Consider the following 25,954-nt stretch of genomic DNA (forward strand, 5'->3'; position numbering starts at 1 on the left):
CGATGGCCAAGGCGCGCTCCACCTTCCTCATCCGCCTCTATCGCGCGGCGACCTGGCTGGCGACGCCCTTCATCGGGCTGCTGCTGGCGCGCCGGGTGAAGCGCGGCAAGGAAGATCCCGCCCGGTTGCGCGAGCGCTATGGCCGGGCGAGCGCGGCCCGCCCGCGCGGCCCGCTGGTCTGGCTGCACGGCGCCAGCGTCGGCGAGATGATCGCGGTGCTGCCGCTGGTCGACCGGTTGCGCGCGCGGGGATTTCAGGTGCTGTTCACCTCCGGCACGCTGACCTCGGCGCGGCTCGCCCGCACGCGCCTGCCGCCGGACGTGCCGCACCAGTTCGTGCCGCTCGATTCGCCGCTGTTCCTGCGCCGCTTCCTCCGGCACTGGCGGCCGGACCTCGTGCTGCTGGTGGAATCCGAGCTCTGGCCGAACCTCATCGTCGAGGTGAATGCGCGCGGCACGCCGCTGGTGCTGGTCAATGCGCGCATGTCGCCCAAATCCTTCGCGAGCTGGCAGCGCATCGGTGGCAGCGTCGCCGCGCTGCTGTCGAGGGTGGACCTGTGCCTCGCCCAGGGGCCGGACGATGGCGAGCGGCTGAAGCAGCTCGGCGCGCCGCGCGTCGCCGTCACCGGCAACCTGAAATTCGACGCGCCGCCGCCGCCGGTGGACCTCGCCGCCTTCGACGCGCTGCGCACCGCTTCCGCCGGGCGCGAAGTGTTCGTCGCCGCCTCGACCCATCCGGGCGAGGAGGAGATCATCATCGAGGCGCACCAGCGGCTCGCTAAGGAACTGCCGGACCTCCTCACCATCATCGCGCCGCGCCATCCCGAGCGCGGCCGCGCGGTGGTGGAGCTGGCGACGGAGGCGAGCTGCCCGGCGGTGCTGCGCAGCGACGGCTACCTGCCGGACAGGGGCACCAGCCTCTACATCGCCGACACGATCGGCGAGCTCGGCCTGTTCTACCGGCTCGGCCCGGTCGCGCTGCTCGGTGGCTCGCTGGCGCGCAAGGGCGGGCAGAATCCGATCGAGCCGATCAAGCTCGACACCGCCATCCTGCATGGCCCGCACGTCACCAATTTCAGCGAGATCTATTCCCGCCTCGACGCGGAGGGGGGCGCGCTGGCGGTGACGGATGCGCGCTCGCTGGCCGCCAATGCCTTCATGCTCCTTGCCGACACCGCCTCCCGCCAGCGCATGATCGCGGCGGGGCAGGCGACGATCGAGAGTTTCGGTGGCGCGCTCGACCGTACCCTTGCGGCCATCGATCCCTATCTTGTGCAGATAAGGCTCGAGAGGCACTGACCGCGATGGAAGCGCCGGATTTCTGGTGGCGACGGGAGCGCAGCACGATGGCGAAGCTGCTGTCGCCGCTGGGTGCGCTGATCGGCGCGGCCACGCTGGCGCGCATGCGCCGGCCTGGCACCGAGGTCGGGCTGCCGGTCATCTGCGTCGGCAATCCCACGGTCGGCGGCGCCGGCAAGACGCCGACGGTGATCGAGATCGCCCGCCGGCTCACCATGCGCGGGCTCAAGCCGGCCGTGCTCTCGCGCGGCTATGGCGGGCGGCTCAAGGGGCCGATCCGGGTCGATCCGCTGCTGCACAGCGCCGACGATGTGGGCGACGAGCCGCTGCTGCACGCCCGCGCCGTTCCGACCTTCGTCGCCCGCGACCGGCAGGCGGGCGCGCAGGCGGCCGCGCAGGCCGGCGCCGACGTCCTGATCATGGATGACGGCTTCCAGAGCCCCGGCCTCGCCAAGGCGCTGTCCATCCTCGTGGTCGATGCCGGGGTCGGCGTCGGCAACGGTCTGTGCCTGCCGGCCGGGCCGCTGCGCGCGCCGCTGGCGCCGCAGCTCGAACAGGCGCAGGCGCTTCTGGTCATCGGCGAGGGCGCGCCGGGCGAGCGCGTGGCGCGCGACGGCTACGCCGCCGGCACTGTGGTGCTGCGCGGCCGCCTCGCCCCGGAGGCGCAGGCGGTGGCGCGGCTGTTCGGCAAGCGGGTGCTGGCCTATGCCGGCATCGGCCGGCCGGCGAAGTTCTTCGAGACGCTGCGCGCGCTCGGCGTGCTGCCGGCGATGACGCGCGCCTTCCCGGACCATCACGTCTACACGGCGGCGGAGGTGGAGGAGCTGCGGGCGCTGGCGGAGGACAACGACCTCCTGCTCGTCACCACGGAGAAGGATGCGACGCGGCTCGCCGGCAGCGAGATCGGCCAGCATCTGCTCGACGTATCGGACGTGCTGCCGGTGCGCATGGCGCTGGAGCCGCAGAGCGCCAAGGCGCTGGAGCGCATGCTCGCCGGGCTTGGCGGCTGAGGCTCAGCGCGGGCGCACGCGCTCCGGGTGGAGCCGCGCCAGCACCGCCTGCGGGGTCGCATAGGCTTCCTGGAGATCGACATTCCAGTAGCGCAGCTCGTCGAGCGGAATCGGCTCGCCGGTCACCGCACAGCGCACGAAGGTGCCCGGACGCACGACGCGGAAGTCGCCGTCGAGATAGCGGACCTCGGCTTCACCCGAGGCGGAGAAACGTTCGAAGCGGTTCATGGTCCCGCTCATCCTGCTTGATCGGTTGGTTGGACAATAAAGACCCGTACCCGCTCCCGGCAAGCCCGCACAAGGGCGATAGGAACGGCGGCGCGGTCAGTTGCCGAATAAGGTGGGTTGGGCATCCTCGTCCGGCAAGGGAGAGGAGCCCCGCGAGGAACCGCGCGCCCTTGGGGGCTTGCGGCCGGCGCGCGGCGGCGAGGAGGGGGCGTCGGGGCCGCTGCCTGTCGTCAGCACGGCGACGCGGCCGTCGCGGAATTCGATCTCCAGCGCGTCGCCGGCACCGAGGCCCGCCGCTTCGTGCACGGGTTCGCCGTCGGCGTTGCGCACCAGCGCGTAGCCGCGCGCGAGCACGCCCTTGTAGGAGAGGGCCTGCATGAGCTGCTCGACGGAGCGCAGCCGGCGCCGTCGTTCGTCCTGCGCCCGGCGCAGGCACGGGGCGAGGCGGGCGTGCAAGCCGTTCACCCGCTCGCGGGCGCGGTCGATCCGTTCGCGATGGGCGCTGGCATTGGCCCGCAGCGCGCTGGAGAGCCGCCCGGCGAACAGCTCGTAGCGCTCGCGCCGACGCTCCACCAGCACGGCGAGGCGCTGCGGCGCGAGGCGACCCTCGGCGCGGGTGAGCGCCAGCCGGTGCGCCGCCGCATTGGCCTTCAGCGCGCGCGGCAGGCGCTGGCCGGCGATGTCGACCCGCTGGCGGGGCACCGCGAGCAGCGTGTCGGCGCTCGGCAGCAGGCGCGCCAGCGACCTGAGGTCGACGGTGCGCCGGTCGAGGCCGCGCGCGAAGCTGGCCCGCAGCCGGGCGTGCAGCCCCGCCACCTCGGCGATCAGATCGGCGCGGACCGGCACCGCCATCTCGGCGGCGGCAGTGGGGGTGGGCGCGCGCACATCGGCGGCGAAGTCGATCAGCGTCACGTCGGTCTCGTGGCCGACGGCGGAGATGAGCGGGATCCCGCTTTCCGCCGCGGCCCGCACGACGCTTTCCTCGGAGAAGCCGAGCAGGTCTTCCAGCGAGCCGCCGCCGCGCGCGACAATCAGCACGTCCGGGCGCGGGATCGGCCCGCCGGGCGGGAGGTCGTTGAAGCCGCGTATGGCCGCGGTGACCTCCGCCCCGCAGGTGTCGCCCTGCACGCGCACCGGCCAGACCAGCACGTGGCGCGGGAAACGGTCGGACAGGCGGTGGAGGATGTCGCGGATCACCGCGCCGGTCGGCGAGGTGACGACGCCGATGACGCGCGGCAGGAAGGGCGGGCGGCGCTTGCGCTCGCCCGCGAACAGGCCCTCGGCGGCGAGCCGGCGCTTCCTCTCCTCCAGCATCGCCATGATCGCGCCGGCGCCGGCGAATTCGAGCTGCTCGATGACGATCTGGTAGGAGGACTTGCCGGGGAAGGTGGTGATGCGGCCGATGGCGACCACTTCCAGCCCTTCCTCGGGCCGCACCTTCAGCCGCGAGAACACGCCCTTCCACACCACGGCGTCGAGGCGGGCATTCTGGTCCTTCAGGCTGAAATAGGCATGGCCCGACGAGTGCGGGCCGCGATAGCCGGAAATCTCGCCGCGTACCCTGACATGGCCGAAGGCATCCTCCACCGTGCGCTTCAGCGCGCCGGAGAGTTCCGAGACGGTCCAGTCGGGGGCGTTGGAGGTCGGCGATTCGCCGCTCAGGTCGCTCATGCGCGATACTTAGTCGGTTTTGGCGAGGGCGGGAACCGAGGGACGGGTCCCTGACACGCCACCTTGATCGAATGCCTTGCGCAGCCTAGGTTGCGCCGCCTTTCCCAAGCCAACCGCCGGCCATTTCCGATGATCGATCCCGCCCTGCCGCCCCATATGCGCCCCGACAAGTCGTTCCAGGGGCTCATCCTCGCGCTCCATGCCTTCTGGGCGGACAAGGGCTGCGTCGTGCTCCAGCCCTACGACATGGAGGTCGGCGCCGGCACCTTCCATCCGGCGACCACGCTGCGGGCTCTCGGGCCGCTGTCGTGGAAGGCGGCCTATGTGCAGCCCTCGCGCCGCCCGAAGGACGGGCGCTACGGCGAGAATCCGAACCGGCTGCAGCACTATTACCAGTATCAGGTGATCCTGAAGCCTTCGCCCGCCAACCTGCAGGATCTCTACCTCGCCTCGCTGGAGGCCATCGGCATCGATCTGCGCCTCCACGATGTGCGCTTCGTCGAGGACGACTGGGAGAGCCCGACGCTCGGCGCCTGGGGGCTGGGCTGGGAGTGCTGGTGCGACGGCATGGAGGTCTCGCAGTTCACCTATTTCCAGCAGGTGGCCGGCTTCGAATGCGCGCCGGTCTCCGGCGAGCTGACCTACGGCCTCGAGCGCCTCGCCATGTATGTGCAGGGGGTCGAGAACGTCTACGACCTCAACTTCAACGGCCGCGAGGGGGCCGAGAAGGTCACCTATGGCGACGTGTTCCTGCAGGCCGAGCAGGAATATTCCCGGCACAATTTCGAGCACGCCGACACGCAGATGCTGTTCGATCAGTTCCGCATGGCCGAGAGCGCCGCGGCGAAGTACCTCGAAGCCGGCTGGAGCGACGACCGCAAGCGCCACCTGATGGCGCAGCCGGCCTATGACCAGTGCATCAAGGCGAGCCACGTCTTCAACCTGCTCGACGCGCGCGGCGTGATCTCCGTCACCGAGCGCCAGAGCTACATCCTGCGTGTGCGCGAGCTTGCCAAGGCCTGCGGCGCGGCGTGGCTCGCCACGGCCGCCGGAGGCACCCCGGCGACCTGAGCGCCGGCCGCCTGAGCGCGGCGCCCTCCCTTCGCGTGGTGCCGCATGCTAGAGCGGCCCCGCACCCGATGATCCCCGAACCAATCGACGTGGCCATGCCCGATCTTCTGCTCGAACTGTTCTGCGAAGAAATTCCCGCCCGCATGCAGGCCGGGGCCGCGGAGAATCTGAGGAAGCTCGTCACCGACGCGCTGGTCGATCGGGGGCTCGTCTATGAGGGCGCCAAGGCCTTCGTCACCCCGCGCCGGCTGGCGCTGGCGGTACATGGCCTGCCGGCCCACCAGCCGGACACCCACGAGGAGCGCAAGGGGCCGCGCGTCGGCGCGCCGGAGGCGGCGATCCAGGGCTTCCTCAAGGCGGCGGGCCTCGATACCATCGAGCAGGCGACCATCGAGAGCGACCCGAAGAAGGGCGAATTCTACGTCGCGCGCATCCACAAGCACGGCCGCACCACGCCGGAGGTGATCGCCGAGATCGTCCCGGAGATCATCCGCGCCTTCCCCTGGCCGAAGTCGATGCGCTGGGGCTCCGGCACGCTGCGCTGGGTCCGCCCGCTGCAATCCATCCTCTGCACCTTCGGGCCGGAGACCGAGGAGCCGGAGGTGGTCCGCTTCGAGGTCGACGGGCTGAAATCCGGCGACACCACGCGCGGCCACCGCTTCCTCTCGTCGGGCGAGATCCGGGTGCGCCGGCTGGACGACTGGATGACCAAGCTGGAAGCGGCCTTCGTCGTCGCCGACCGCGAGCGCCGCAAGGACATCATCCTCGCCGACGCCAAGGACCTCGCCCTCGCGCAGGGGCTGGAGCTGGTCGAGGACGAGGGGCTGCTCGACGAGATCGCCGGTCTCGTGGAATGGCCGGTGGTGCTGATGGGCTCGTTCGACGCGGGCTTTCTCGATGTGCCGGACGAGGTGATCCGCGCCACCATCCGCATCAACCAGAAATGCTTCGTGCTGAAGGACCCGAAGACCGGGCGCCTCGCCAACCGCTTCATCCTCGTCTCGAACCTCAAGGCGAGCGACGGCGGCAGGGCCATCGTCGCCGGCAATGAGCGCGTCATCCGCGCGCGCCTGTCGGACGCCAAGTTCTTCTGGGACACCGACCGCAGGACCAACGCTACCGTGCCGCTGGCCGAGCGGCTGGCGAAGTTCGGCAACGTCACCTTCCACGAGAAGCTCGGCTCGCAGTTCGAGCGCATCGAGCGCATCGCCGCGCTGGCCAAGGCGCTGGCGCCGCTCGTGGGTGCCTCTCCCGGGCTGGCCGAGCAGGCGGCGCTCTACGCCAAGAGCGACCTGCGCACGGAAGTCGTCGGCGAGTTCCCCGAGGTGCAGGGCCTGATGGGCAAGTACTACGCCCGCCTCGAGGGTCTGCCGGAAGAGATCGCCCTCGCGGCGGAGGAGCACTACAAGCCGCAGGGCCCGGGCGACCGCGTGCCGGCCGCGCCGGTCTCCGTCGCCGTGGCGCTGGCCGATAAGCTCGACACGCTCACCGGCTTCTGGTCCATCGACGAGAAGCCGACCGGCTCGAAGGACCCCTACGCGCTGCGCCGGGCGGCGCTGGGCGTGGTGCGCATCGTGCTCGACAACGGTCTCCGGCTGAAGCTGTCGGAATTCGTCGAGCCCGACCTCCTCGCCTTCTTCGCCGACCGCCTGAAGGTGCATCTGCGCGAACAGGGCGCCCGCCACGACCTCGTGGACGCGGTGTTTGCGCTTCCCGACCAGGACGACCTCCTGCTGGTCGTGAAGCGGGTCGAGGCGCTCGGGCGTTTCCTCAGCACGGATGACGGCCGCAACCTGCTCGCCGGCGCCAAGCGCGCGGCGAACATCCTGCGCATCGAAGAGAAGAAGGACGGCGTCTCCTATGATGGCGGCGTCGATCTGGTGCTGCTGCACGAGCCGGAGGAACGCGCTCTCGCCGAGGCGATCGCCGCGCTCGGCCCGAAGATCGAGACGGCGCTGGCGGCGGAGGATTTCGAGGGCGCGATGGCGCTGATGGCGGGCCTGCGCGCGCCGGTCGACGCCTTCTTCGAGAAGGTGACGGTGAACGCCGAGGACAAGGCGCTGCGCGCCAACCGGCTGCGCCTGCTCGCCGATATCCGCACGGCGACCCGCACCATCGCGGACTTCGACCGTATCGAGGGCTGAGCCCTTTCCGTCCCGGCTGCCGGGGCGGTACCATGAAGCTGTGCGGCGGATCGGCGCGGGAACCATCCCGCGGCCGGTCTGCTTAGGGCACTGCCGCTTCGTGGAGTGACAAGATGGACATGAACATCATCGCGGTCCAGCCGGTCGTCGCGCTGATCGCCGGCATCCTCATCCTGGTGATGCCGCGCCTGCTCAACTACATCGTCGCGATCTACCTGATCTTCATCGGCGTCATGGGCCTGCTCGGCCGCAGCGGCGGCATGCCGATGTAGCGGGCCCCGGTCGCCCAGGCAGGCGGATGCCCGGGACGTGCCCGGGCATCGTCTCGGCAGCAGGAGGACTATGCGTCGGTGGAGCCGCGCAGCGCATCGACGCTCCACGGGCCGGGGCCGGAAAAGGTGAGGTAGAAGAAGACGAAGCAGTACAGCGCCGCCAGCTCGCCGCCATTGAGGATCGGGAAGAAGCTCTGCGGCGCGTGGACCAGGAAATAGGCCACTGCCGTCATGCCGGACAGGATGAAGGCGGTCGCGCGGGAGAACAGCCCGATCAGCAGCAGCAGGCCGCCGACCAGCTCGATGATGCCGGCGATCCCCGGCGGGGTGGTCAGGTCCACGCCGGTCATCTGCGTGGCCGGGAAGCCGAGGATCTTCGTCGTGCCGTGCTGGAGCACCAGCAGGGCGGCGGCGATGCGCAGAAGGCTCAAGGCGTGGGGCGCCAGTCGGTTCAGTGTGCCAATCATGGAAAGTCCCTGGGCTGTAAGTGGGTTGCCGGCGGCAGGAGCCTGCCTGAACCGTCCGGCGGCGGCAATTGGCCGCCTTCCCCTACTATCGGTGCAGGGCACAAAGTTTATGATGCACTGCGAATGATGGATTGAAGGAAAGACCTCAAGACGCTAGATCATCTTCCGGGAAAAGGCGCGGAGTAAATGTCGTAATCCGGCCCAACCCTTTGTCGGTGCGTAATATTCAGCCATGGCTGAATTTCCATCACGGCGATGAGGCCGTCCCGGCTTCATCCCCAACGGGGCTTCCGAAATGACGAAATGGGTCTACACCTTCGGCGACGGCACTGCGGAAGGTGCGGCGGACATGCGCAACCTTCTCGGCGGCAAGGGCGCGAACCTCGCTGAAATGTCCAATCTCGGGCTCCCGGTCCCGCCGGGCTTTACCATCTCCACCGAGGTTTGCACCTATTACTATTCCCATGGCAATGCCTACCCGGATGAGTTGAAGGCGCAGGTCGACGCTGCGCTTCGCCATGTCGGCGCGCTCGCCGGCCGTACCTTCGGCGACCCCGCCAACCCGCTGCTCGTCTCGGTGCGTTCCGGCGCCCGGGCCTCGATGCCGGGCATGATGGACACCGTGCTCAATCTCGGCCTGAACGACGTCACCGTCGAGGCGCTCGCCGCGTCCTCCGGCGACGCCCGCTTCGCCTATGACAGCTATCGCCGCTTCATCCAGATGTACTCGAACGTGGTTCTGGACTTCCCGCATCATCACTTCGAGGAGGTGCTGGACGGCTACAAGGCCGACCACGGCCTCAACCTCGACACCGATCTCTCCGCCGACGACTGGAAGGAGATCGTCAAGCGCTACAAGGCGCTGGTCGAGCACGAGCTCGGCCGCCCCTTCCCGCAGGACCCGCACGACCAGCTCTGGGGCGCCATCGGCGCGGTGTTCGGCTCGTGGATGAACCAGCGCGCCATCGTCTATCGCCGGCTGCACACGATCCCCGAGAGCTGGGGCACGGCGGTGAACGTGCAGGCCATGGTGTTCGGCAATATGGGCGAGACCTCCGCCACCGGCGTCGCCTTCACCCGCAACCCGTCCACCGGCGAGAACGCGCTCTATGGCGAGTTCCTGATCAACGCCCAGGGCGAGGACGTGGTGGCGGGTATCCGCACGCCGCAGAACATCACCGAGGCCGCGCGCATCGAGGCCGGCTCCGACAAGCCGTCCATGGAAAAGGCGCTGCCGGAGGTGTTCACGGAGTTCCAGCGCACCGCGAACGTGCTGGAAGCGCATTACCGCGACATGCAGGACCTCGAATTCACCGTCGAGCGCGGCAAGCTGTGGATGCTGCAGACCCGCTCGGGCAAGCGCACCGCCAAGGCCTCGCTGCGCATCGCGGTGGAGCTCGCCAATGACGGCGTGATCACCCGCGAGGAGGCGATCGCCCGCGTCGATCCGGCGGCGCTCGACCAGCTCCTGCACCCGATGCTCGACCCCAAGGCCGAGAAGAAGGTGATCGGCACCGGGCTTCCGGCCTCGCCCGGCGCGGCGTCCGGCGAGATCGTGTTCTCGGCCGACGATGCCGAACTGCTGAAGTCGCAGGGCCGCAAGGTCATCCTCGTGCGCATCGAGACCTCGCCGGAGGACATCCACGGCATGCACGCCGCGCAAGGGATTCTCACCACGCGCGGCGGCATGACCTCGCACGCGGCGGTGGTGGCGCGCGGCATGGGCAAGCCCTGCGTCTGCGGCGCCGGCACGATCCGCGTCGACTATGCGGCGGGCACGCTGACCTCGGGCGGGGTGACGCTGAAGAAGGGCGAGATCCTCACCATCGACGGCGCCACCGGGCAGGTGATCGCCGGCGCGGTGCCGACCCTCCAGCCGGAACTGTCGGGCGAGTTCGCCACGCTGATGGGCTGGGCGGACGGCGTGCGCCGCCTCAAGGTGCGCGCCAATGCCGAGACCCCGCTCGATGCCCGCACCGCCAAGAACTTCGGCGCCGAGGGCATCGGCCTGTCGCGCACCGAGCACATGTTCTTCGACGGCGACCGCATCCGTTCCGTGCGCGAAATGATCCTCGCGGACGACGAGAAGGGCCGCCGCGCGGCGCTGGCCAAGCTGCTCGCCGCCCAGCGTGCGGACTTCCAGGAGCTGTTCGAGATCATGGACGGCCTGCCCGTCACGATCCGCCTGCTCGATCCGCCGCTGCACGAATTCCTGCCGCACACCGACGCGGAGATCGCGGAAGTGGCCGAGGGCCTTGGCGTCAGCGCCGCCAAGCTCGCGGCGCGCAAGCGCGAGTTCGACGAGTTCAACCCGATGCTCGGCTTCCGCGGCTGTCGTCTCGCCATCGCCTTCCCGGAGATCGCCGAGATGCAGGCGCGCGCCATCTTCGAGGCGGCGGTCGCCGCCGAGAAGACCACCGGCAAGCCGGTGGTGCCGGAGGTGATGGTGCCGCTGATCACCGGCAAGAAGGAGTTCGACCTCATCAAGGCCGACATCGACGCGGTGGCGAAGAAGGTCGAGGCCGAGACCGGCGCCAAGCTGAACTATCAGGTCGGCACCATGATCGAGCTGCCGCGCGCGGCGCTGAAGGCCGGCGAGATCGCCGAGACGGCGGAGTTCTTCTCCTACGGCACCAACGATCTCACCCAGACGACCTACGGCATCTCGCGCGACGACGCCGGCACCTTCCTCGGCACCTACATCGCCAAGGGCATCTTCGAGGTGGATCCGTTCGTCTCGATCGACACCGATGGCGTCGGCGAGCTGGTGAAGATCGCCACCGAGCGTGGCCGGGCGGTGCGCCCGAAGCTCAAGCTCGGCATCTGCGGCGAGCATGGCGGCGACCCGGCTTCCGTCGCCTTCTGCGAGGAAGTGGGCCTCGACTACGTGTCCTGCTCGCCCTTCCGCGTGCCGATCGCCCGCCTCGCGGCGGCGCAGGCCGCGCTCAGGACGCAGGTGGCAAGCCAGGCGTGAGCCGGTAGAGAGGCGTCATTTCGCCGGAGGTAAGGCCGGCCGGAATGACGCCCTGTCCGCGCCACACCGTCATGCCCGGGCTTGACCCGGGCATCCACGTCCCTGACGTTTCCCGCATGCGGGGCGGCTTCGTCTACATCCTCACCAACCGGCCGAACGGCGCCCTCTATGTCGGCGTAACCTCGGACATCGTCCGGCGCGTCTTCGAGCACCGCGAAGGTCTGGCCGACGGCTTCACCGCGCGATACGGCCTGAAAACCCTCGTTCATCTCGAACGCTTCGACGACATCGCGACCGCCATCCAGCGCGAGAAGACCGTTAAACACTGGTCGCGCGCATGGAAGGTCGCGCTTATCCTCAATGGCAACCCGGCGTGGCGCGACCTCTACGACGAGATCGCCCGCTGAGGCGTAAGCTGGATCCCCGGGTCAAGCCCGGGGATGACGTTACTTTGGGTTGGAATGCAGAGCGCAAACCCGGATCGCCACGGGAGCGCAAGATCACGGACGATGCTGCCCGTCATGCCCGGGCTTGACCCGGGCATCCACGCCCTACCGTGCTAGGGTTTACCCGCCCCGCGCCGCCGCCTTCAGCCGGTACAGCGCGTCGAGCGCCTCGCGCGGGGTCATCTCGTCGGGATCGAGGCCGTTCAGCGCGCTTTTCACCGCCTCCGCCGCCGGGTCGGCCTTGGCGGCTGGTTCCGGTGGTGGGGCACGGTTGAGGGCGGCGAAGAGCGGCAAATCGTCGAGGATGCGCTGGGCGGGCGCCGCGCGGTCGGCGCTTTCCAGCTCGGTCAGCACGGCGCGGGCGCGCTCCACCACCGCCGGCGGCAGGCCGGCGAGCTTGGCCACCTGGATGCCGTAGGAACGGTCCGCCGCCCCCGGCACCACCTCGTGCAGGAAGATCACCTCGCCTTCCCATTCCTTCACCTTCACCGTCGCGTTGACGAGGCGGCCGAGGCGCTGGGAGAGGGCGGTCAGCTCGTGGAAATGGGTGGCGAACAGGCCGCGGCAGCGGTTCACCTCGTGCAGGTGCTCGAGGCTCGCCCAGGCGATGGAGAGGCCGTCGAAGGTCGCGGTGCCGCGTCCGATCTCGTCGAGGATGACGAGCGAGCGCTCCGTCGCCTGGTTGAGGATGGCGGCGGTCTCGACCATCTCGACCATGAAGGTCGAGCGGCCGCGCGCGAGGTCGTCCGCTGCGCCCACCCGCGAGAAGAGGCGGTCGACGACACCGATCCGGGCGGCCCGCGCCGGCACGAAGGCGCCGGCCTGGGCGAGGATGGCGATCAGCGCGTTCTGGCGCAGGAAGGTCGACTTGCCCGCCATGTTCGGGCCGGTGACCAGCCAGATGCGCCCCGACTTCGCATTTTCCGGCGGCGAGAGTTCGCAGTCATTGGCCACGAACGGCCCGCCGTCGCGCCGCAGCGCCTGCTCGACCACCGGATGACGGCCGCCCTCGATGAGGAAGTCGAGCCCGTCATGCACGTCCGGGCGCACATGCGCTTCGTCCACGGCGAGCTTGGCGAGACCGGCGGTGACGTCGATCACGGCGAGCGCCTCGGCGCAGGCGCGGATGGCTTCCGAATGAGTGAGCACGGCGGCGGCGAGCTCGTCGAAGATGCGCTGCTCCAGGGCGAGCGCGCGCTCGCCGGCGCTGGCGATCTTGGCTTCCAGCTCGGCGAGCTCCGTCGAGGTGAAGCGCATCGCGCCCGCCATGGTCTGCCGGTGCACGAAGACGACATCGAAGGGCGGCTCGCGCAGCCGGTCGGCGTTCTGCTGGCTGACCTCGACATAATAGCCGAGCACCGCGTTGTGCCGGATCTTCAGCGCGCGGACGCCGGTCTCCTCGACATAGCGCCGCTCCAGCGCCGCGACCACGCGCCGGCTCTCGTCGCGCATGGCGCGCGTCGCGTCGAGCTCGTCGGAATAGCCGGGCCGGGTGAAGCCGCCGTCGCGGCGGTTGAGCGGCAAGTCGTCGTCCAGCGCGGCGGCGAGCGCGGCTGCCAGGGTCGGGTCGACACCGCCGAGCACCTCCGCCGCCCGCGCCAGTTCCTCGGGCGCGGGCGAGGCGGCGATGAGGGCGGCGATCGCGGCGCCCTCGGTCAGGCCGCGGCCGATGGCGGCGAGGTCGCGCGGGCCGGAACGGCCGAGCGCGACGCGCGAGAGGGCGCGGGCGAGGTCCGGCGCACCGGCGAGGCGCTCGCGCAGCTGCGCGCGTAGCGCCGTCTCGTCGACGAGGTGCTCCACCGCGTCGAGCCGTCCGGCGATGCGGGCGGCGTCCGTCAGCGGCTCGGCGAGGCGCCGGGCGAGCAGGCGCGCGCCGGCCGAGGTGACGGTGCGGTCGACCGAGGCGCACAGGCTCCCTGCCCGGTCGCCGGTGGTGGTGCGCAGGATTTCGAGGTTCGCCCGCGTCGCCGGGTCGATCACCATCGCATCGGCGGAGGATTCGCGCTGCGGCCGGCTCAAAGGCGGGCGGGCGCCGAGCTGGGTGCGCTCGATATAGGCGACGACGCCGGCGGCGGCGGTGAGCTCGGCGCGCGAGAAGGTGCCGAAGGAATCGAGCGTCGCCACCTGGAAGAAGCCGGCGATGCGCCGCTCGGCGGTCGAGCCGTCGAAGCTCTCCTTCGGCAGCGGCGTCACGGCCGGCAGGGCGCGCCAGAGCGGCCGGAAGGCCGGCTCGTCATAGATCGCGTCGGCGACCAGCAGCTCGGCCGGCTCGATGCGGGCGAGGTCGGCGGCAAGCCGCAGCGCGTCGGTCTCGGCGACGCGGAAGGAGCCGGTGGAGATGTCGGCGAAGGCGAGGGCATAGACATAACCGTCCTCGCCATCGCCGCCGCGCACCCGTGCCACGGCGGCGAGCACGTTCTCGCGCCGCGCGTCGAGCAGCGCGTCCTCGGTCAGCGTGCCCGGCGTGACCAGGCGGATGACGTCGCGCTTCACCACGCTCTTCGGGCCGCGCTTCTTCGCCTCGGCGGGGTCCTCGATCTGCTCGCAGACCGCCACGCGGTGGCCCGCCGCGATGAGCTTGTTGAGATATTCCTCGGCGCGCTCCACCGGCACGCCGCACATCGGGATGTCCTCGCCCTGATGCTTGCCGCGCTTGGTGAGCACGATGCCGAGGGTGCGCGAGGCGACCTCGGCGTCGTCGAAGAACAGCTCGTAGAAATCGCCCATCCGGTAGAACAGCAGACTGCCGGGATTGGCGGTCTTGATCTCGATGTATTGCGCCATCATCGGGGTGACGCGCTCGGCGTCGCCGGCCGCCTTGGCTGCGGCGCGCGCGGTGGTGGCCTCGCCGGGCTCGGTCTTGTTCACTGACGCATCCATGTGGGCGACGCTGGCAAGGCGGGGGCCGGGTTTCAAGCGTTGAGGCCGGTTATCCCCTCACTGTTTTGCCATGACGCGGTTTCCGTCGCCCGGATGGGCGATCCGGGGGAAAGCGTCAAAGCTCTATGCCGCGCAGCGCCTCGGGGTCCATCAGCCCCATCAGCCGACCGGCGGCGGCGCGGGCGAAGCGCAGGGTGAGCGCCTTGCGGGTGGCGCCCGGCATGGGGTGATGGGGCGCCTCGCGGATCAGCCCGGCGCCAAACGGGTCGGCGACAATGATGCCGGCGTCCTCGGGCAGGATGTCGAGCGGAAAATCCGGGCCGACGGCGAAGAACAGCCGGTCGCAATGGAGCCGGTAATCGGTCCATTTATGGTCGGTGCGGAAATCGATCACCGACGACTTGATCTCCACCACCCACACCTCGCCGCGCAGGTCGATGGCGGCGATGTCGGCGCGTCGCCCGGAGGCGAGCGAGAATTCCGGCACGCCGACCAGCCCGCGTGCCGCCAGATAGCGCATCGCCCCGCGCTGGATGGCGCGTGCGGTCTCCGACTGGCGGCCGTCGGGGGGCAGGACGAGGGCGGGTTCGCTCATGCGCGTACTCTATCCGTTCTCCTCACGGAGAGGGAAGTGGCATCGCGAAAAGCGGGGACGGCGAGGCCCTATCCGCGGCGGGGGTCGGCGGGAGCGGACTCGATCGCCGGCGCGTCCTCGCCACGGGAGAACGGCGGCAGCTCGGCGCCCGCGAGCTGGGGCGCGGGGGCGGGCGGGAGCGTGCCGGCATTGAGCCGCCGCACCACGGCGAAGGCGCTGAACAGCGCGGCCACGCCGAAGGCGACGGAGCCGAGCGCCTGCCCGGCGATGACCCCTTCCGCGCCGTAGAAGCGTCCGCCGAGCCAGACGAAGGGAATGGTGCCCAGCGTCGCCCGTCCCCAGTTGAACAGGGTGGAGAGCAGCGGCGCGCCGAGATTGTTGAAGGCGGCGTTGGCGACGAACAGCGCACCGAAGAACACATAGCTGCCCGCCGCGTAGAGGCAGAAGAACTCCACCAGCCCGACGCCCTCCGGCGACAGGCCGAAGACACTGGCGATCGGCCCGCGCGCCAGCGCCATGACGAGCCAGACCAGCAGCACATAGATGAGCGTCAGCTTGAGGCTGTCACGGATCGCCTGCCGCACCCGGTCGTAGCGCAGCGCGCCGACATTCTGGCCGATCACCGGGCCGATGGCGCCGGTGAGCGCGAAGAGCGGCCCGAAGGCGACCGGGATCAGCCGGCCGATCACCGCCCAGGCGGCCACCGCCGCGTCGCCATGCGGGGCGAGGGCATAGGTGACGTAGGCGTTGCCGACCGGGGTGGCGATGTTGGTGAGGATCGCCGGAACCGCAATGGCCGAGAGCGGCCCGAGATCCTGCAGGAGGCTGGCGAGGCTCGGCCGCTCGGCGAGGCGGTGGACCCGCACCACGGCATGCAGGCCGTAGGCGGCCATGACCACGCGCGCCAGCACCGAGGCGATGGCCGCGCCCTCGACACCGAGGCCGAGCACCAGGATCAGCAGCGGGTCGAGCACGGCGGTCGCGAGGCCGCCCGACAGCGTCACCCACATGGAGCGGCGCGCGTCGCCGATGCCGCGCAGCGTGCCGGAGGCGGCCATGCCGATGCCGAGCAGCGGGGTCGAGGGCAGCACGATGAGCAGGAAGTCGCGCGCCATCTCCAGCGTGCGTCCGCTGGCCCCGAGCAGCGCCAGCATGGGTGCGAGCACGGGCAGCATCACCGCGGCCATGACCGCCGTCGCCAGCGCCATATAGATGAAGGAGGAGGTGGAGAGCCGCCGGCCGGCCTCCATCCGCGCGCTGCCGACCGCCCGCGAGACCAGCGCCGAGCCCGCGATCATCACCCCGATGCCGACCGAGGTGGTGAAGAACATCACCGTGCCGGCATAGCCGATGGCGGCCGCCAGTTCCTCCTCGCCGAGGAGCGAGATGTAGAAGAGGTTGAGCAGGTCGACGACGAACACCGCCACCAGGCCGACCGAGCCGGCCGCCGTCATCACCGCGACGTGGCGCAGCGTGGAGCCTTCGACGAAGCGGGCCTCGATGGGGCGGGCGGAAGCGGAACGCGGGTTCATGCGGGAGCATATGGCACGTCGGCGTGCGCCCGGACAGGAGGTGCGGCGCAAGTCGGCCCTTGCACCGCTGCCCGCCATGGCGCGGACATGACCAGGAGATAGGGCGATGCGGCGATTGAGAAGCGTCATCGAAATCGGCTAGAAGGGCTCGCCCCAACCGGCCGCCACCGCGGCCCCGTCCGGTTTCCTGCCCGCGCGAACGGATCTGCCATGTCCGCTGAGATTATCGACGATCACACCAAGGCTCGCGTGCTGGTGCAGGCGCTGCCGCACATGCAGCGCTACGACGATGCCGTCATCGTGGTGAAGTATGGCGGTCATGCCATGGGCGACGAGCAGGTGGCGCGCGATTTCGCGCAGGATATCGTCCTGCTCGAGCAGTCCGGCGTGAACCCTGTGGTGGTGCATGGCGGCGGTCCGCAGATCGGCGCCATGCTGGCCAAGCTCGGCATCAAGTCCGAATTCGCCGCCGGCCTGCGCATCACCGACAAGGCCACCGTCGAGATCGTCGAGATGGTGCTGGCGGGCTCGATCAACAAATCGCTCGTCGGCTTCATCAACGAGGCCGGCGGCAAGGCGCTCGGCCTGTCCGGCAAGGACGGCAACATGGTCGTCGCCTCCAAGGTGACGCGCAGCGTCCGCGACCCGGATTCCAACATCGAGCAGGTGATCGATCTCGGCTTCGTCGGCGAGCCGGAGAAGGTGGACACGACCGTGCTCGACCAGATCCTCGGCCGCGAGCTGATCCCGGTGCTGGCGCCGGTCGCCACCGGCGAGGGCGGCGGCACGTTCAACGTCAACGCCGACACCTTCGCCGGCGCCATCGCCGGCGCGCTCGGCGCCAAGCGCCTGCTGCTGCTCACCGACGTGCCGGGCGTGCTCGACCGTGACAAGCAGCTGATCAAGGAGCTGACCATCGCTCAGGCGCGGGCACTCATCGCGGACGGCACCATCTCCGGCGGCATGATCCCGAAGGTGGAGACCTGCATCTACGCGCTGGAGCAGGGCGTGGAGGGCGTCGTCATCCTCGACGGCAAGGTGCCGCACGCCGTGCTGCTGGAACTGCTGACCGACCACGGCGCCGGCACGCTGATCCGGCCCTGAGGCGCACCATGTCCGACGGAAACCGCGTGATCGAGCCCGCTCCGGTCGACTTCTCGCATGTCGACACCTGGGTCTTCGATCTCGACAACACGCTCTATCCGCCGGGCCTCGATCTGTGGCGGCAGATCGACATGCGCATGCGCAGCTACATCGCCGACTATCTCGGCCTGTCGCTCGACGACGCCTTCGCGCTGCAGAAGGACTATTATCGCCGCTACGGCACCTCGCTGCGCGGGCTGATGATCGAGCACGGCATGGACCCGGACCCGTTCCTCGCCAATGCCCATGCCATCGACCTGACCTCGCTCGATCCGGCGCCGGAGCTGGGCGAGGCGCTGGGCTCGCTGCCCGGCCGCAAGCTGGTCTACACCAATGGCTCGCGCGGTCATGCCGAGCAGGTGCTGGCCAAGCTCGGCATCTCCGACCGCTTCGCCGACGTGCACGACATCGTGGCGGCGGAGTTCCATCCCAAGCCGCAGGAGACCGCCTATCGCGGCTTCCTCGCCCGGCACGACGTCGATCCCGGCCGCGCGGCGATGTTCGAGGATCTCGCGCGCAACCTCGAAGTCCCCCGCCAGCTCGGCATGCGCACCGTGCTGGTGGTGCCGCCGGGCCTCGCCGTGAGCCCGGCCGACCGCGAGGCGTGGGAGCACGAGGGCCGCGACGGCGATCATATCGACGTGGTGACGGACGACCTCACCGGCTTCCTGAACAGTCTCAGGGTCGGTTCCTAGGTTCGACGTCATGCCCGGGCTTGTCCCGGGCATCCACGCCTTGTTCTTTCCGATGAAGACATGGATGGCCGGGTCAAGCCCGGCCATGACGGTGCATGGGCGCGACGCGTTCAACAACGCCGTTGACAGAAGCCGCCCGCAACCGGACAAGACGCGCCGGACAGCGGGAGAGTGACATGTCGAGCCAGCTTCAGAGCACCATCGAGAACGCCTTCGAGAACCGTGCCGAGGTCAATTTCGAGACCGGCGGCGAGATTCGCCATGCGGTGAACGAGGCCCTCGCGCTGCTCGATGCCGGCAAGGCCCGCGTCGCCGAGCCGGATGCGTCCGGCAACTGGGTCGTCAACCAGTGGCTCAAGAAGGCGGTGCTGCTGTCCTTCCGTCTCAACGACATGACCGCCATTCCCGGCGCGCCGGGGGGTGCCCACTGGTGGGACAAGGTGCCTTCCAAGTTCGAGGGCTGGGGTGATGCCGAGTTCCGCGCCGCCGGCTTCCGCGCCGTGCCGGGCGCGATCGTGCGCCGCTCCGCCTATGTCGCGCCGAATGTCGTGCTGATGCCTTCCTTCGTGAATCTCGGTGCCCGCGTCGATTCCGGCAGCATGGTCGACACCTGGGCGACGGTCGGCTCCTGCGCGCAGATCGGCAAGAACGTTCATCTGTCGGGCGGCGTCGGCATTGGCGGCGTGCTGGAGCCGCTGCAGGCCGGCCCGGTGATCATCGAGGACGACTGCTTCATCGGCGCCCGTTCGGAGGTCGTCGAGGGCGTCATCGTCCGCAAGGGCTCGGTGCTTTCCATGGGCGTGTTCATCTCCGCCACGACCAAGATCGTCGACCGCGCGACCGGCGAGGTGTTCGTCGGCGAGGTCCCGGCCTATTCGGTGGTGGTGCCCGGCGCGCTGCCCGGCAAGCCGCTGCCGAACGGGCAGCCCGGCCCCTCGCTCTACTGCGCGGTGATCGTGAAGCGCGTGGACGAGCAGACCCGCTCCAAGACCTCGATCAACGATCTGCTCAGGGACTGATCCGATGATGGCGGCGAAGGCGGACCCGGTCGATATTCTCAGGACGCTGATCCGCTGTCCTTCGGTCACGCCGGAGGAGGGCGGGGCGCTGGCCTGTCTGGAAGCCCTGCTCGGCGCCGCCGGCTTCGTCGTCCATCGGGTGAAGCTCACCGGCCCCGACACGCCGGACGTGGAGAACCTCTACGCCCGTTTCGGCACCAAGGGGCCGAACCTGTGCTTCGCCGGCCATACCGACGTGGTGCCGCCGGGCGATCTGACCCATTGGCGCTTTCCGCCCTTCGAGGGCGCCATTCATGGCGGGTTGATCTATGGCCGCGGCGCGGTGGACATGAAGGGCGGCGTCGCCGCCTTCATCGCCGCCGGCCTCGACTTCGCAAACGCCCACGGCAAGGCCGGCGACGGCGCCCTGCCGGGCTCGATCTCCTTCCTCATCACCGGCGACGAGGAAGGTCCCGCCATCAACGGCACGGAAAAGCTGCTGCGCTGGCTCGCCGACCGCGACGAGCGCATCGACCATTGCGTGCTGGGCGAGCCATCGAGCCGCGCCACGCTCGGCGACATGGTGAAGATCGGCCGTCGCGGCTCGCTTTCCGGCACCCTGACGGTGCATGGCAAGCAGGGCCATGTCGGCTATCCGCATCTCGCCGAGAACCCGATCCCCGGCATGGTGAAGCTGCTGGCGGCGCTCACCGCCGAGCCGCTGGATTCCGGCACCGCGCATTTCCAAGCGTCGAATCTGGAGGTCGTCTCGGTCGACGTCGGCAATCCGGCCTTCAACGTCATTCCGGCCGAGGCGCGGGCCCGCTTCAACATCCGCTTCAACGATCTGTGGACGCCGGCCACGCTCTCGGCGGAGATCGAGCGGCGCCTGAACGCGGCAGCGGGCAACAGCGTGCGCTTCAGCCCTGCCTTCGAGGCGCGCTCCTCCGACAGCTTCCTCACCGCGCCGGGCGAGTTCGTCGATCTGGTGACGCAGTCCATCACCGCGACCACCGGCCGAACGCCCGAGCTGTCCACCACCGGCGGCACCTCCGACGCCCGCTTCATCAAGGATTACTGCCCGGTGGTCGAATTCGGCCTCGTCGGCACCACCATGCATGCGGTGGACGAATCGACGCCCGTCGACGAGGTCGAGGCGCTCACCCGCATCTATGCCGGTATCATCGAGCGCTATTTCGCCGCCTTCGGCCGCTGAGCTACTTGCTCCGCAGCGCCGGCGCGAGGGGATCCACGCGGGCCGAGCCCGAGATGCCGGTCGCATAGGCGTCGCTCTGGACGCCGCCGGTGATCTTCACGCAGGTGGACGTGCCGGCGACGCGGGCGAAGCCCGGGCCATGGCTGGCGCAGATCGGGTCCGGCCTGGTGTTGTCGGCACTCGCGCCCGGAGCCGGCGTGCCGGTCTGCGCACGGGCCGGGAGGCCGGCGGCCAGTGCGGTCGCGAGCGTGGCGGCAAGGGTCGCCCCAAGGAGCACCTGCCGCATGCCGGCGGGCGACATCGTCTTCCGCATCCTTGCCTCCCGCGTTCCGCATCGCTCGCCGATGCCGGAAAATCTCCGATCCGATTGCGGCCCCAATCGGGCGCTGTCAACGGGCGGCCGCGACGAAATCCGGTAGGATGGCGTCGATTCGTCCCCCACCTTTCCCTGGAGGCACGCCATGTCGCACGCCGTATCGACGGTGGTCCGGCCGGTTCTCGCCGCGAGCACCGCGGTCTTCCGCAACGGACAGGTCCTGCTGGCACGCCGCGGCCAGAAGCCTTCGCCCGGCTTGTGGAGCCTGCCGGGCGGCCGGGTGGAGCCGGGGGAGACGCTCGCCGCCGCCGCCGCGCGCGAGGTGATGGAGGAGGTCGGCGTCTCCTGCGAGATCCTCGGCGTCGCCGGAGCGCTGGACGTCATCCAGCACGATCCGGCCGGGGCGCTGGCGGCGCATTTCGTGGTGGTCGGCCACGCGGCACGCTGGGTGTCCGGTGAGCCGGCAACCGGCCCGGAGGCCGCGGAGGTCAGCTGGTTCGATCCGCAGGCGCTGCCGGACGCCACGACGCCCGGTCTTCAGGGCATCGTCGATGCGGCATGGCTCGTCGCGCTTGCCGCCGAGGGGCCGGAGGCGTTGTGACCTGGGCCTTGACGCCCGCGCCCACGCGGCGCACCACAGCGGCCATGACGCCTGCGACTACGACACACGCCGCTATGAGGGGCCCCGTCATCCGTAAACGGGTGTCCGTCCTCGTGCTGATGCTCGGCCTCGTCATGGGCGGGCCGCTGCCGGGTCTGGTGGCGCCGGCGGCCGCGCAGACGACGCAAGGCGGCGCGCCGCCCTATGAGGGGGATCTCCTGCGCCTCGCCGAGATCCTCGGCGCGCTGCATTATCTTCGTCCCCTGTGCGGTGCGGCGGAAGCCACGCGCTGGCGCGACGAGATGCAGGGGCTGGTCGACGTGGAAGCGCCCTCCGGCGACCGGCGCGGCCAGCTCATCGCCGCCTTCAACAATGGCTATGAGAGTTACCGGCAGGTCTACCGGAGCTGTACGCCTTCCGCCGAACTGGCGAGCCAGCGTTATCTGGAGACCGGCGCCAAGCTTTCGCGGGACATCGCGGCGCGCTACGGCAGCAACTGAGCGGGCGGCTTTGCTGCCACAGTCCTTTATGATTGTGCCGCCCTGTCGCATTTTTGCCGCGGCATATTAACCGTCCTTCAATTCTTGGGGGGAACGGCCCGCGCAACGTGCTAGGGTGCTTTTGGAGCGTGTCGCTCGCACGCGGAGGATCCGTCTTGTCCCAGCTTCCGGAAACGCACGACATCGATGGCAAGGCCGATCAGGCCCATGAGGATGAGCGCCACGCGGCGCTTGCCTATCTCGATGAGGCGTGGAACGAGGCGGTCTATGACGGCCTCGACGAGGACTGCCTCGCGCAGGCGGCGCTGTTCACCGCCATTCGCTCGATGGTCGCCACCTATGGCGAGGAAGCCGCCGCGAGCTTCGCCGAGCGCCTCGCCGGGCGCATCCGGGCCGGTGAATACACGGTGCCGTTCAACCGGCAGTGAGGGCTTGGGTGTGGGGCGTCAGCGGCGCTCCAGCGTGAAGATGTCGAGCCCGCCGATATCGGTTTCGATCCGGCTCCAGCCGCATTTCATATAATAGGGCGCGTTCGTCGCGCCCGCGCCGGGATCGTTTGCGATCAGCCCTAACGACAAAAAGCGCAGCGACCTCCGTCACTGCGCCTTGCGTCATGTCGATGGCCCCGCGCCGTTGCGCGGACGGGCCCGAAGGCCCGAACCGGCCTCAGCGGCCAGCCGGCTTCGGCTTGGACGGCAGAAGACCCTCGCGCTGGGCGCGCTTGCGAGCCAGCTTGCGGGCGCGACGGATGGCCTCGGCCTCCTCGCGGGCGCGCTTCTCGGACGGCTTCTCGTAGTGACCGCGCAGCTTCATCTCGCGGAAAATGCCTTCGCGCTGCATCTTCTTCTTCAGCGCCTTCAGAGCCTGATCGACGTTGTTGTCCCGAACGAGAACCTGCACGTGTCTTCCTCTTCGTGCTTCGCTTTCGCGTATACGTTGAATTCCGGCGATCGGCGCGGGCGTCTCACGAGGCTCGCGGGGCAGCGGGCAGCCGATCAAGGTGTGCGCACATAGCAGGACTCCTCCGGCTTGTCCACAGCCCGCCGCGATTCACCCGTCCCCGAGGAAGCCCGGTTGCTGGCCCTGTTATCGCTTCCGGCTTCGCCGGGTTCCCTACTGCCCGCCGGGTCAGGCGCCGTGGATGGCGATGACCTCGGCTACGGCGGCCTTGGTGCGGAAGGACAGCGCCTGCTGGTATTCCGGCGAATGGTAGCAGGCGAGGGCGGTCGCGTAGTCCTTGAAGGCGACGAGCACGTTGCGCAAGCGCGCGGTGCCGTGCACGGCCTCGTGCTGTCCGCCGCGCACCAGGAACCAGCCCTGATACTTCTCGATGGCGGCGGCATCGGCCGCCACATAGGACTTGTAGGTCTCGAGGTCGTGCACGTCGATGCGCATCACCCAATAGGCCGTGCCGGGGCCTTCGGCCGGGCCGGAGATGACGCTCGCGGCCGGCTGGGCGCCCTCATAACCTTCGATCACCAGATGTTCGCCTTCCGAGGAGGCGACGCGGTGGGTGTAGGCTGCCTGATATTCCGGCGAATTGTAGCAGGCGAGAGCGGTGGCATAGTCCTTGAATTCGACCACGACGTTGCGCGAGCGCGCCACGCCTTCCAGATCGGCAAGCTCACCGCCGCGCACGAGGAAGCGCCCGCCAAAGGACGCGATCGCCGGCTCGGCGCCTTGCAGATACGGCTTGTAGCCGTCGGCATCGGTCACATCGAGACGGCTGATCCAGTAGCCCTTGGCCATTGTGCTTCTCTCCTTGCAGTGTTCGGGAAAAGGCAGGTTCAGGCGACCGCGCGGGCGATCTCGGCCTGGACCGCCCGGGCACTTGCGCCGGGGTCGGGCGAGGCGACGATGGGCCGGCCGACCACCAGATAGTCGGCCCCGGCGCGGATCGCGGCGAAGGGCGTGGCGACGCGCTTCTGGTCGCCGGTGGCGGCGCCGTCGGGCCGTACGCCGGGGGTGACGATCACGCCCTTGGCCCCCAGCGCGGTGCGCACGGAGGCTGCATCGGTCGGGGCGCAGACGATGCCGTCGACGCCGATCTCGCGCGCCTGCGCGACGCGGGAGGCGACCGTGGCGGCGACACCGCCCGCATAGCCGGCCTCGGCGAGGTCGGCCTCGTCATAGGAGGTCAGCACGGTGACGGCGAGGATGCGCAGCGGGCTGGCGCCCTTGCCTTCCATGGCCGCGCGCATGGTCTGCGGATAGGCGTGCACGGTGGCGAAGCTGGCGCCGAGCGCCGCGAGGCTGGCGACGCCGCGCGCCACCGTGTTGCCGATGTCGTGCAGCTTGAAGTCGATGAACACCTTCTTGCCGTCGGCGACCAACTCGCGCGCGAGGCCGAGGCCGCCGGCAAAACCCAGCTCATAGCCGATCTTGTAGAAGGTCGCCGCGTCGCCGATGCGGGCGATGATGCTTTCCGCCGTGCTGACCGACGGCAGGTCGAGGGCAATGATGAGCCGGTCTCGCGGATCGGGAAAAGTCGCGCTCATGGCAGATGTCTCCGCGGCTCAGGCGCGCAGACCCGCCCGCAGCGCCGCCTGCTCGATAAGCGTTGACATCACCGCGCGCAACCTTTCCTGCGCGCGGGCGTCCTTCAGGTCGCCGCTTTCGGCGAAGGCGCCCGCCGCGCCGGCGACCATCACCTGCTCCGCCAGCACGAGGCAGCCGAGGCCGAGCGCCAGCGTCTGGCGCAGCATCATCGAGGCGCGATAGCCGCCGAGGCCGCCCGGAGAGGAGGAGCCGATGGCGTAGACCGGACCCTTGAAGGCGTCGCCTTCGCCGCCCTGCACGCGGCTCGCCCAGTCGATGGCGTTCTTGAGCAGCGGCGGCAGGCCGGCATTGTATTCGGGGGTCGCGATGAACACGCCGTCGGCCTGTGCGAGCTGGTCGCGCAACTGCTTCGCCGCCGCCGGCACACCCTGCGCGGCTTCCAGGTCGCCGTCATAGATCGGCATCGGATAGTCGGCGAGGGAAAGCAGGACCGGCTCGCATTCCATCAGCGCCAGTTCCTTCGCCGCGAGGGCGGCAAGGCTGGCCGAGAAGGAGCCGGTGCGGATCGAACCGGCAAAGACGACGATACGCGGAGCGCGCATGGGAGTTCCTTCCGACGGCGTTGGGAGGCGATGGCCGGGCGGGCCGCGTCAGCCGGCGGCCGCGCTCAACTCGCGGGCCGGAGCGTGAGCCTCGTGTGCACGATAGACCCAAACCCGCGCCGGCGGGAGATTGGCCCACACGCGCGGGCTCACATGCGCCTCGAAGCGCGCCGGCGTCAGCGGCACGGGCGAGACCACGGCGTAGGTGAACTGGATGAAGGGCGCGCGCGGCCGCATCAGCCCGAAGGCCTGCTCGAGCAGGTCGAAACGCTCCGGCGCAGGCCGGGTGAACAGCGGCAGGCTGGAGACCACCGCCACGGCCGGCTTGTCGAGGCCGCCGTCCAGCGTGCTCGTCATGTCGTAGGCATCGCCGCGAATGACGGTCACGCCGGGGAAGCGCATGCGCAGCAGCGAGCAGAATTCGGGATTGTATTCGATCAACGTCAGGCGCTCGGGCGCCACGCCCCGCTTGATGAGCGCCGCCGTCACCGGCCCGGTGCCCGGACCGAGCTCGATCACCGGACCGTCCTCGCGCGGGTCGACATAGTTCGCCATGGTGCGGGCGAGGGCCCGGCCCGACGGCGAGACGGCCCCGGTTCGAAGCGGATTCTGCAGCCAGGACTGGAGGAAGCGAACCTCGTCGGGACGCTTTTTCGACGTCGAACAGGCGGAGCGATGCAGCATGCGACTTCTATTCCGGTGAGCAGTTGCGGGGCCGCGGTCGGACACAGGCAGGCGTGACGGTAATGAGTCGATGGCAACACTAGAGAGCTTGGCGCTCCGTGTTAAGGCCCCC

The 25,954-nt window shown here is 69.7% G+C and carries 27 protein-coding genes and 1 pseudogene; 14 read left to right on the forward strand and 14 right to left on the reverse strand.

Going from position 1 to position 25,954, the window contains the following annotated elements; genetic code table 11:
• Positions 1–2: 2 nt before the first annotated feature.
• The gene (locus STARVERO_RS20015; RefSeq protein WP_159601058.1) at positions 3–1,298 is read left to right on the forward strand and encodes a 3-deoxy-D-manno-octulosonic acid transferase; all 1,296 of its coding nucleotides are present in this window, start codon (positions 3–5) and stop codon (positions 1,296–1,298) included.
• A 5-nt stretch (positions 1,299–1,303) separates the two neighbouring features.
• A complete protein-coding gene (gene lpxK, locus STARVERO_RS20020; protein ID WP_200837871.1) occupies positions 1,304–2,308 on the forward strand; it encodes a tetraacyldisaccharide 4'-kinase in 1,005 nt (334 codons plus the stop codon).
• 3 nt (positions 2,309–2,311) lie between these two features.
• Here lpxK and STARVERO_RS20025 read toward each other — a convergent pair whose 3' ends face one another.
• Both STARVERO_RS20025 and xseA read right to left on the reverse strand, forming a co-directional pair.
• On the reverse strand, positions 2,312–2,536 hold the full coding sequence (locus STARVERO_RS20025; protein ID WP_144341528.1) for a DUF2093 domain-containing protein: 225 nt from the start codon (positions 2,534–2,536) through the stop codon (positions 2,312–2,314).
• A 96-nt stretch (positions 2,537–2,632) separates the two neighbouring features.
• Positions 2,633–4,207 (reverse strand): exodeoxyribonuclease VII large subunit, encoded by a 1,575-nt coding sequence (xseA, locus tag STARVERO_RS20030; RefSeq protein ID WP_159601060.1) that lies wholly within the window; start codon positions 4,205–4,207, stop codon positions 2,633–2,635.
• 129 nt (positions 4,208–4,336) lie between these two features.
• On the opposite strand from xseA, the gene STARVERO_RS20035 reads away from it, so the two are divergent.
• The 3 genes from STARVERO_RS20035 to STARVERO_RS20045 all read left to right on the forward strand — a co-directional run bounded on the left by STARVERO_RS20035 (position 4,337) and on the right by STARVERO_RS20045 (position 7,694).
• On the forward strand, positions 4,337–5,278 hold the full coding sequence (locus tag STARVERO_RS20035) for a glycine--tRNA ligase subunit alpha (RefSeq protein WP_159601062.1): 942 nt from the start codon (positions 4,337–4,339) through the stop codon (positions 5,276–5,278).
• 95 nt (positions 5,279–5,373) lie between these two features.
• The gene (glyS, locus tag STARVERO_RS20040; protein WP_159601064.1) at positions 5,374–7,422 is read left to right on the forward strand and encodes a glycine--tRNA ligase subunit beta; all 2,049 of its coding nucleotides are present in this window, start codon (positions 5,374–5,376) and stop codon (positions 7,420–7,422) included.
• A 119-nt stretch (positions 7,423–7,541) separates the two neighbouring features.
• A complete protein-coding gene (locus STARVERO_RS20045; protein WP_422802178.1) occupies positions 7,542–7,694 on the forward strand; it encodes a DUF3096 domain-containing protein in 153 nt (50 codons plus the stop codon).
• Positions 7,695–7,762: 68 nt separating this feature from the next.
• Here the strand turns inward: STARVERO_RS20045 and STARVERO_RS20050 are convergent, their stop codons facing one another.
• On the reverse strand, positions 7,763–8,161 hold the full coding sequence (locus STARVERO_RS20050; RefSeq protein ID WP_144341533.1) for a DoxX family protein: 399 nt from the start codon (positions 8,159–8,161) through the stop codon (positions 7,763–7,765).
• A 295-nt stretch (positions 8,162–8,456) separates the two neighbouring features.
• Between STARVERO_RS20050 and ppdK the strand changes: the two genes are divergently transcribed.
• Positions 8,457–11,135, forward strand: a complete 2,679-nt coding sequence (gene ppdK, locus STARVERO_RS20055) for a pyruvate, phosphate dikinase (RefSeq protein WP_159601068.1) — start codon at positions 8,457–8,459, stop codon at positions 11,133–11,135.
• Between the two features lie 116 nt (positions 11,136–11,251).
• Positions 11,252–11,542 (forward strand): GIY-YIG nuclease family protein, encoded by a 291-nt coding sequence (locus tag STARVERO_RS20060; RefSeq protein ID WP_244616841.1) that lies wholly within the window; start codon positions 11,252–11,254, stop codon positions 11,540–11,542.
• 159 nt (positions 11,543–11,701) lie between these two features.
• Here STARVERO_RS20060 and mutS read toward each other — a convergent pair whose 3' ends face one another.
• The 3 genes from mutS to STARVERO_RS20075 all read right to left on the reverse strand — a co-directional run bounded on the left by mutS (position 11,702) and on the right by STARVERO_RS20075 (position 16,588).
• Positions 11,702–14,461 carry a DNA mismatch repair protein MutS gene (gene mutS, locus STARVERO_RS20065; protein WP_422802179.1) on the reverse strand — a complete coding sequence of 920 codons (2,760 nt, stop codon included), beginning with the start codon at positions 14,459–14,461 and terminating at the stop codon, positions 11,702–11,704.
• A 115-nt stretch (positions 14,462–14,576) separates the two neighbouring features.
• Positions 14,577–15,056: an MmcB family DNA repair protein gene (locus tag STARVERO_RS20070; RefSeq protein WP_159601072.1), complete on the reverse strand. Its 480-nt coding sequence runs from the start codon at positions 15,054–15,056 to the stop codon at positions 14,577–14,579.
• 68 nt (positions 15,057–15,124) lie between these two features.
• Positions 15,125–16,588, reverse strand: coding sequence for an MATE family efflux transporter (locus tag STARVERO_RS20075; protein WP_159601074.1), 1,464 nt, complete (start codon positions 16,586–16,588; stop codon positions 15,125–15,127).
• 210 nt (positions 16,589–16,798) lie between these two features.
• Here STARVERO_RS20075 and argB point away from each other — a divergent pair, with 210 nt between their 5' ends.
• From argB to dapE, 4 genes are all read left to right on the forward strand, one after another.
• Positions 16,799–17,692 carry an acetylglutamate kinase gene (gene argB, locus STARVERO_RS20080; RefSeq protein ID WP_144341538.1) on the forward strand — a complete coding sequence of 298 codons (894 nt, stop codon included), beginning with the start codon at positions 16,799–16,801 and terminating at the stop codon, positions 17,690–17,692.
• A gap of 8 nt (positions 17,693–17,700) precedes the next feature.
• Complete coding sequence (locus tag STARVERO_RS20085; protein WP_159601076.1) at positions 17,701–18,426, forward strand: pyrimidine 5'-nucleotidase; 726 nt, start codon at positions 17,701–17,703, stop codon at positions 18,424–18,426.
• 176 nt (positions 18,427–18,602) lie between these two features.
• Positions 18,603–19,445 (forward strand): 2,3,4,5-tetrahydropyridine-2,6-dicarboxylate N-succinyltransferase, encoded by an 843-nt coding sequence (gene dapD / locus STARVERO_RS20090; protein WP_144341540.1) that lies wholly within the window; start codon positions 18,603–18,605, stop codon positions 19,443–19,445.
• 7 nt (positions 19,446–19,452) lie between these two features.
• Positions 19,453–20,640 carry a succinyl-diaminopimelate desuccinylase gene (dapE, locus tag STARVERO_RS20095; protein WP_200837937.1) on the forward strand — a complete coding sequence of 396 codons (1,188 nt, stop codon included), beginning with the start codon at positions 19,453–19,455 and terminating at the stop codon, positions 20,638–20,640.
• 1 nt (position 20,641) lies between these two features.
• Here dapE and STARVERO_RS20100 read toward each other — a convergent pair whose 3' ends face one another.
• A complete protein-coding gene (locus STARVERO_RS20100; RefSeq protein WP_159601080.1) occupies positions 20,642–20,953 on the reverse strand; it encodes a hypothetical protein in 312 nt (103 codons plus the stop codon).
• A gap of 148 nt (positions 20,954–21,101) precedes the next feature.
• Between STARVERO_RS20100 and STARVERO_RS20105 the strand changes: the two genes are divergently transcribed.
• The 3 genes from STARVERO_RS20105 (at position 21,102) to STARVERO_RS20115 (ending at position 22,485) form a co-directional block, all read left to right on the forward strand.
• Positions 21,102–21,557, forward strand: a complete 456-nt coding sequence (locus tag STARVERO_RS20105) for an NUDIX hydrolase (RefSeq protein WP_159601083.1) — start codon at positions 21,102–21,104, stop codon at positions 21,555–21,557.
• A 74-nt stretch (positions 21,558–21,631) separates the two neighbouring features.
• The gene (locus tag STARVERO_RS20110; RefSeq protein ID WP_422802160.1) at positions 21,632–22,057 is read left to right on the forward strand and encodes a TIGR02301 family protein; all 426 of its coding nucleotides are present in this window, start codon (positions 21,632–21,634) and stop codon (positions 22,055–22,057) included.
• 155 nt (positions 22,058–22,212) lie between these two features.
• The gene (locus STARVERO_RS20115) at positions 22,213–22,485 is read left to right on the forward strand and encodes a hypothetical protein (protein ID WP_144341543.1); all 273 of its coding nucleotides are present in this window, start codon (positions 22,213–22,215) and stop codon (positions 22,483–22,485) included.
• 18 nt (positions 22,486–22,503) lie between these two features.
• Here STARVERO_RS20115 and STARVERO_RS23750 read toward each other — a convergent pair whose 3' ends face one another.
• From STARVERO_RS23750 to STARVERO_RS20140, 7 genes and pseudogenes are all read right to left on the reverse strand, one after another.
• Positions 22,504–22,635 (reverse strand): hypothetical protein, encoded by a 132-nt coding sequence (locus STARVERO_RS23750; RefSeq protein WP_280178144.1) that lies wholly within the window; start codon positions 22,633–22,635, stop codon positions 22,504–22,506.
• 88 nt (positions 22,636–22,723) lie between these two features.
• The gene (gene rpsU / locus STARVERO_RS20120) at positions 22,724–22,957 is read right to left on the reverse strand and encodes a 30S ribosomal protein S21 (RefSeq protein WP_144341544.1); all 234 of its coding nucleotides are present in this window, start codon (positions 22,955–22,957) and stop codon (positions 22,724–22,726) included.
• 228 nt (positions 22,958–23,185) lie between these two features.
• Positions 23,186–23,455: a DUF1330 domain-containing protein gene (locus tag STARVERO_RS23585; protein ID WP_422802180.1), complete on the reverse strand. Its 270-nt coding sequence runs from the start codon at positions 23,453–23,455 to the stop codon at positions 23,186–23,188.
• A gap of 48 nt (positions 23,456–23,503) precedes the next feature.
• Positions 23,504–23,806 (reverse strand): annotated as a pseudogene (locus STARVERO_RS23590) (DUF1330 domain-containing protein); the annotation flags it as partial.
• A 38-nt stretch (positions 23,807–23,844) separates the two neighbouring features.
• On the reverse strand, positions 23,845–24,555 hold the full coding sequence (pyrF, locus tag STARVERO_RS20130; protein WP_144341546.1) for an orotidine-5'-phosphate decarboxylase: 711 nt from the start codon (positions 24,553–24,555) through the stop codon (positions 23,845–23,847).
• Positions 24,556–24,573: 18 nt separating this feature from the next.
• The gene (locus STARVERO_RS20135) at positions 24,574–25,158 is read right to left on the reverse strand and encodes an NADPH-dependent FMN reductase (protein WP_144341547.1); all 585 of its coding nucleotides are present in this window, start codon (positions 25,156–25,158) and stop codon (positions 24,574–24,576) included.
• A 48-nt stretch (positions 25,159–25,206) separates the two neighbouring features.
• Positions 25,207–25,842, reverse strand: coding sequence for a class I SAM-dependent methyltransferase (locus tag STARVERO_RS20140; protein WP_144341548.1), 636 nt, complete (start codon positions 25,840–25,842; stop codon positions 25,207–25,209).
• Positions 25,843–25,954: the final 112 nt, after the last annotated feature.

The sequence above is a fragment of the Starkeya nomas genome, from assembly GCF_902703545.1.
Taxonomy (GTDB): Bacteria; Pseudomonadota; Alphaproteobacteria; order Rhizobiales; family Xanthobacteraceae; genus Ancylobacter; species Ancylobacter moscoviensis.